Source organism: Parageobacillus thermantarcticus (genome assembly GCF_900111865.1).
Taxonomy (GTDB): Bacteria; Bacillota; Bacilli; order Bacillales; family Anoxybacillaceae; genus Parageobacillus; species Parageobacillus thermantarcticus.
Genome location: NZ_FOJS01000009.1, coordinates 79,634 through 86,352, shown reverse-complemented (window position 1 = coordinate 86,352; position 6,719 = coordinate 79,634). Strand labels below are relative to the sequence as shown.

Genomic DNA, 6,719 nt, shown 5'->3' with positions numbered 1-6,719 from the left:
CCGGAGAAGCTGGCGTGATCTCCTCCATGCGACCTCGAGTCCCTAAGAAAGCTTGGCCGGCCTCCGCCTGATGACGAGACCGAACGAGGGAATGTTGGCGCAAAGACGCCCGGAGACATGGGAGGGTTCGTCCTCATCAGCGATGCGGAGATCCAAGGGTGCATCGAATACGCTTCCCCCCCACGTCAGGAAAATGTATCCAGACGTGGCCGCGAAGCGCACCCTGGTTCTGTAAGATATCCACAAAACTGAAAAAGGATGTAAGGGATTTTGTCGAAAAATATTTTTTTGACACCCCTGAGAGGCCGAAAAGCCTTGATATATCAACATTTCTAGAGGGAGGAGGATTGGGGAAAATAAAAAAGAAATTCGGAAAAGTAGAGGGGATATGATGAGAAAAATATGGAAACGACTGCGTTTCATCATTAAAATTCGCCGATTTATCCCATTTTTAATAGAATTTTTTCGTTCGCAAGAAGTGTCGATGTTGAAAAAAATGCTTGCTATTTTACTTTTATCGATTTATGCCGTGTTTCCATTTGACATCATTCCCGATTGGCTTGGATTGTTTGGCGTCATCGATGATGTAGCCGTACTATTGTTTATTCTTCAACGAATAGTAAAAATGGCACCTTCACATTTAAAAAATAAATACGACATTTAAAAGGAGGAATGGTAAATGGAATTATTTTCGATGGAATTTTTGTCTGCGCTTTTATCGATTGTCATTATCGACCTTGTATTAGCTGGCGATAACGCCATTGTCATTGGTTTGGCAGCTCGTAATTTGCCAAAACACCAGCAGAAAAAAGCGGTCGTTTGGGGAACGGTCGGGGCGGTTGTGATCCGCGCGCTTGCGACATTGTTTGTCGTATGGTTATTAAAAGTGCCAGGATTGCTGCTCGTTGGGGGGATATTGCTTGTTTGGATCGCTTATAAGCTTCTCGTCGAAGAAAAAGGGCATGATGTGGAAGCGGGAGGAAGCTTATGGGAGGCGATCCGCACGATTATTATCGCCGACGCACTCATGGGGTTAGATAACGTGCTGGCGGTGGCGGGAGCCGCGCACGGCAGTTTCTTACTAGTTATATTAGGACTGTTAATTTCCGTACCTATTATGGTATGGGGAAGTACGTTAATTTTGAAGTGGATTGAGCGTTTTCCAATTATTATTACAATCGGAGCGGGAGTGCTTGCATGGACCGCTTCGAAAATGATTGTCGATGAGCCGTTTTTAGACCAGTATTTTGCCAATCCGATTGTCAAATACGGATTTGAACTGCTTGTTGTTGCTGGAGTTATTATTGCCGGCACAATGAAAAAGGCACGGGAAAATAAACGCGAAGCAAATGCCGCCAACGGATGATTGGCGGCATTTGCCGTGTTTGCAAAGGCGCTGTGAATATCGCCCGGTGTTTCGAAAGGAATTGGAGTCAAAAACGTTAAATATAAGATTATAAATAATAATTGTTAAAATATAAATATAATTGTTAAAATATCTATCAAACAAATTCTTTGAATTTTTCAGAATAATTAATATAATATAAGTAAAGTTCATTTACAACAAGGGGGAAAAGACGTGAAAGGATTAAAATCAATCTTGCTTTGGGGGGTTATTTCCGCACTTGGAGCAGCGGGGTTCGCGGTTCTCGCATTAAGCCGTGGAGAGACGGTGAATGCGATTTGGTTAATTGTCGCTGCTGTATGTACGTATGCTGTAGCGTATCGTTTTTATAGCAAATTTATCGCTCGTAAAGTGTTTGAACTTGACGACAATCGTAAAACGCCTGCGGAAGTGTTTAATGATGGAAAAGATTATGTCCCGACAAACAAATGGGTATTATTTGGCCATCACTTTGCGGCGATCGCCGGCGCTGGGCCGCTTGTCGGACCGATTTTAGCGGCGCAAATGGGATATTTGCCGGGGACGCTTTGGATTATTATCGGCGTTGTTTTAGGCGGAGCAGTTCAAGATTTTATTATTTTATTCGCATCGATGCGGCGCAACGGTAAATCGCTTGGCGAGATGGTGAAGGAAGAAATTGGTCCAGTTACAGGATTTGTTGCATCGCTTGGCATTTTAGGAATTATGATCATTTTATTGGCTGTTTTGGCGTTGGTTGTAGTGAAAGCGCTCGTAGGAAGCCCGTGGGGAATGTTTACGATTGCCGCAACGATTCTGATTGCGATTTTGATGGGAATTTACATGCGCTTTATTCGTCCAGGGCGCGTTGCGGAAGCATCTTTGATCGGGTTTGTGCTCCTGATTGTTTCGTTGGTAGCTGGCCAGCACGTCGCTGAGCACCCGACGTTGGCGAAAATATTTACATTAAAAGGCGAGACGATTGCGATTTTGATGATTATTTACGGGTTTGTCGCTTCGGCATTGCCGGTATGGCTATTGCTCGCGCCACGCGACTATTTGAGCACGTTTTTAAAAATCGGAACGATCGTTGGTTTAGCGTTAGGAATTTTAGTGGTTGCTCCTGATTTGCAAATGCCAGCGTTGACGAAATTTGTTGATGGAACTGGTCCGGTGTTTGCTGGTGACTTATTCCCGTTTCTGTTTATTACGATTGCCTGCGGTGCGGTGTCTGGATTCCACGCGCTCGTTTCATCTGGTACAACTCCAAAAATGATTGAAATAGAAAGCCACGCTCGTCCAATCGGGTATGGCGCAATGCTAATGGAATCGTTCGTAGCGATTATGGCGCTTGTTGCCGCGTGTGTGTTGACTCCTGGAGCGTATTTTGCGATTAACAGCCCGGCAGCTCTGATTGGGCAAGATGTGGTGCAAGCGGCAAAAGTTGTGTCTTCGTGGGGATTTACTGTTACGCCTGACATGCTTACAGAACTTGCTAAAGATGTCGGCGAGCAAACGATTTTGTCGCGGACTGGCGGAGCGCCGACGCTGGCGATCGGAATGGCTGTCATTCTTTCCAATGTGGTCGGTGGAAAAGCGTTGATGGCGTTCTGGTACCATTTTGCGATTTTATTTGAGGCGCTCTTTATCTTAACGACGATCGATGCGGGTACGCGCGTTGGCCGCTTTATGATTCAAGATATTCTTGGCCATTTCTATAAGCCGCTTGGAAAAACGGATTCGTTAGTTTCCAATATTATCGCAACGACATTATGTGTATTGGCTTGGGGCTATTTCTTATATCAAGGGGTAGTCGATCCTCTCGGCGGTATTAATACGTTGTGGCCGCTTTTCGGTATTGCCAACCAAATGCTCGCGGGAATCGCGTTATTATTCGGCACGACGGTGCTGTTCAAAATGGGCAAAAAAGCCTATGTTTGGGTGACGTTGATTCCAACGACATGGCTTTTAGTCGTAACAATGACAGCTGGGTTTCAAAAGCTGTTCCACAGCGATCCGAAAGTCGGTTTTCTATCTCATGCCAATATGTTTAAAGATGCATTATCTCAAGGGAAAATACTGGCGCCTGCTGCCAACGAGGCGCAAATGCGGCAAATTATTATGAATGACTATATTGATGCAACACTATGCGCTATTTTCATGCTTGTTGTGGTCGCGATGTTGATTTCATGCGTCAACATGTGGGTGAAAGTGTTGAAAAATAAACATGTGCCGTTAAAAGAATCACCTTACATTCCAAGAGATGGAGGAAATGAGGTTAAACATTATGCGTAAGTGGGTGCGTACGATTTGGGCTTATCGTAAGCAATTTCTTGATTTGCTTGTTGGTGTTCCGAACTATGAGAAGTATGTAGAACATATGAAAACGCATCATCCAGGGGAGCCGATCAAATCAAGAAAGGAGTTTTTCTGCGAAGCGCAGGAAGCGCGTTATAACGGCAAAGGCGGAAAAGTGTCGCGCTGTTGCTAATGATGAAGAAGGGGGATATTTTTCCCCTTTTCCTTTTTTTATAATATGAGCATAAATGGAAATTGTAATATTTATTAAGGAGGCAGACATCGATGCGCATGCTTGTCGTTGGAGCGGGAGCGGTCGGCGGTTATTTCGGCGGCCGATTGTTGGAAAAAGGGGTAGACGTGACATTTCTCGTCCGTGAGCGAAGAAAAAAACAGCTGCAAGAACGAGGGCTTGTCATTCATAGCGTTCATGGAAATGCGGCGTTGAAACCGAAACTGCTTGTGACAGGAGAAAGAGCGGAGCCGTTTGATGTCATTATTTTTTCCAATAAAGCGTATCATTTGCCGGAAGCGATTCGCGACGCGAAACCGTATGTTGGAGCAAAAACGATGATTTTACCGCTGTTAAACGGCATGGCACATATAGACATGCTTTGGAATGAGTTCGGAAAGGAAAATGTATTAGGAGGGCTTTGTTTTATTGAAACAACGCTGAATGAGCATGGAGAAATTGTGCAGACGAGCGCTTCCCATGACGTTCGATTTGGGGAGTGGTCCGGGGAGCGGACGAAGCGCATTGAGGCGCTGGAACAATTGTTTTCCGGCTGCAACGCCCGTTTTCGCTCAAGCGAAAAAATCGTTACAGATATGTGGAATAAATATTTATTTATCGCGACAATGTCAGGGGTGACGACGCTGTTCCGCGCGCCGATTGGTCCGATTCGTTCGGGAAAATACGGACAGGAAATTATTTTCGGATTGTTAAAAGAAATCGCGACGGTAATGCGCGCGCATGGGGCACCGATTGCTGATAATATCGAGGAACAACAACTCGCGCAATTAAACAAGATAGAAGCGACGATGAAATCGTCAATGCAGCGTGATATGGAAAAAGGACAGCTTATTGAAGCGGATCATTTGCAAGGCTATTTGCTTTCGCTGGCGGAACAATATGACATCGCAACACCGCTGTTAAAAATGGTGTACCATAATTTAAAAATTTATGAGGCGAACCGTTCCAAAGTGGAGTAAGAAATGGAACAAAGCAGCCTTCCAAACGTGTCAAAAAGAAGGCTGCTTTCTTTTTTTGCAAAAAAAAGATTGTAATATTGCCATTATGTAGTGTACAGTTAGTAGTGAAAACGTATGCACAAAAGAGGAGGACACAGCCTTGAAGAAAGCTTGGTGGAAAGAAGGAGTCGCGTATCAAATTTATCCGAGAAGCTTCATGGATTCAAATGGTGACGGAATCGGCGATCTTCGCGGAATTATCGAGAAGCTGGATTATTTAAAAGATATGGGAATCGATATCATATGGATTTGCCCGATTTACAAGTCGCCGAATGCCGATAACGGATATGATATTAGCGACTATCACGCGATTATGAAAGAGTTTGGCACGATGGAAGACTTTGATTTGTTGTTGGAAGAAATTCATCGGCGCGGCATGAAATTGATTTTAGATTTAGTCATTAATCATACGAGCGATGAACATCCATGGTTTATTGAATCGCGTTCATCGCGGGATAACCCAAAGCGGAATTGGTACATTTGGCGCGATGGCAAAAACGGAAAAGAGCCGAACAATTGGGAGAGCATTTTTGGCGGATCGGCATGGGAGTATGATCCGAAAACGGATCAATATTATTTGCACATATTTGACGTGAAGCAGCCGGATTTAAATTGGGAAAACGACGAAGTGCGCCGAGCTTTGTACAAAATGATCAATTGGTGGCTGGATAAAGGAATCGATGGTTTTCGCGTCGACGCTATTTCTCATATTAAGAAAAAGCCGGGATTGCCAGATTTGCCGAATCCGAAAGGGCTTGACTATGTTCCTTCGTTTGCCGGCCACATGAACCAAGAGGGGATTATGGATTATTTAAGAGAGTTGAAAATGCAAACGTTTGCGCAGTATGATATTATGACGGTTGGTGAAGCAAACGGTGTTACAATCGAAGACGCGGAAGAATGGGTCGGTGAAGAAAACGGAATTTTCAATATGATTTTCCAGTTTGAACATTTGGGGCTATGGCAAAAAGGAACAAACGGCGGAGTCGATGTGCGCCGATTAAAGCGCACGTTGACAAAGTGGCAAAAAGGTTTGGAAAACCGGGGCTGGAATGCGTTGTTTTTGGAAAACCACGATCAGCCTCGTTCTGTTTCCACATGGGGGAATGATCAGGAGTATCTTATCGAAAGTGCGAAGGCGCTCGGCGTGATGTACTTTTTCATGCAAGGGACCCCTTTCATTTATCAAGGACAAGAAATCGGCATGACGAACGTTCGATTTCCGAGCATCGATGATTATAAGGATGTTGCGATTAAAAGAATGTATCAGATGGAGCGGGAAAAAGGGCGCTCCCATGAAGAAATAATGGAAGTAATTTGGAAAACAGGACGCGACAATTCGCGAACTCCGATGCAATGGTCTGATGCACCAAACGCTGGGTTTACGACAGGAACGCCATGGATGAAAGTGAACGAAAACTATAAGACCATTAACGTCGCGACGCAATTGCGCGATCCGAATTCCGTTCTTCAGTTTTACAAAAAAATGATTCGGCTTCGCAAGGATAACGAAGTGTTCATTTATGGAAAGTATGATTTACTTTTAGAAAAGCATCCGACAATTTACGCGTACACAAGAACACTCGGTGACGAAAAAGCGGTGATTATTGTCAATTTAAGCGCCAAACCAGCTATGTACCGTTATGATGGCATTCGCTTAAACTCGGAAAATTTAGTGTTGCAAAACTATGACGTAAAACCGCATAAAAACGCGACACGCTTTAAGCTAAAACCTTATGAAGCGCGGGTATATTTATGGAGTTAGGCAAAAGCCGCCATTCATTTCGGCGGCTTTATTGCTATGTGA

Annotated in this window: 6 protein-coding genes; all 6 read left to right on the top strand. The window is 44.3% G+C overall.

All coding sequences use genetic code 11. From position 1 onward, the window contains the following. Nucleotides 1-391: 391 nt before the first annotated feature. The 6 genes from BM278_RS07260 (at nucleotide 392) to BM278_RS07235 (ending at nucleotide 6,677) form a co-directional block, all read left to right on the top strand. Nucleotides 392-664, top strand: a complete 273-nt coding sequence (locus BM278_RS07260) for a YkvA family protein (RefSeq protein WP_090948690.1) — start codon at nucleotides 392-394, stop codon at nucleotides 662-664. 15 nt (nucleotides 665-679) lie between these two features. Further along, nucleotides 680-1,366, top strand: coding sequence for a TerC family protein (locus BM278_RS07255; RefSeq protein WP_090948689.1), 687 nt, complete (start codon nucleotides 680-682; stop codon nucleotides 1,364-1,366). 213 nt (nucleotides 1,367-1,579) lie between these two features. Then, the gene (locus BM278_RS07250; RefSeq protein ID WP_090948688.1) at nucleotides 1,580-3,658 is read left to right on the top strand and encodes a carbon starvation CstA family protein; all 2,079 of its coding nucleotides are present in this window, start codon (nucleotides 1,580-1,582) and stop codon (nucleotides 3,656-3,658) included. Continuing rightward, nucleotides 3,651-3,854: a YbdD/YjiX family protein gene (locus BM278_RS07245; RefSeq protein WP_090948687.1), complete on the top strand. Its 204-nt coding sequence runs from the start codon at nucleotides 3,651-3,653 to the stop codon at nucleotides 3,852-3,854. Before BM278_RS07250 ends, BM278_RS07245 begins: the two co-directional genes overlap by 8 nt. A gap of 92 nt (nucleotides 3,855-3,946) precedes the next feature. Then, nucleotides 3,947-4,873, top strand: coding sequence for a 2-dehydropantoate 2-reductase (gene panE, locus BM278_RS07240; RefSeq protein ID WP_090948686.1), 927 nt, complete (start codon nucleotides 3,947-3,949; stop codon nucleotides 4,871-4,873). A 139-nt stretch (nucleotides 4,874-5,012) separates the two neighbouring features. Continuing rightward, nucleotides 5,013-6,677, top strand: coding sequence for a glycoside hydrolase family 13 protein (locus tag BM278_RS07235; RefSeq protein WP_090948685.1), 1,665 nt, complete (start codon nucleotides 5,013-5,015; stop codon nucleotides 6,675-6,677). The last annotated feature ends 42 nt before the right edge of the window (nucleotides 6,678-6,719 follow it).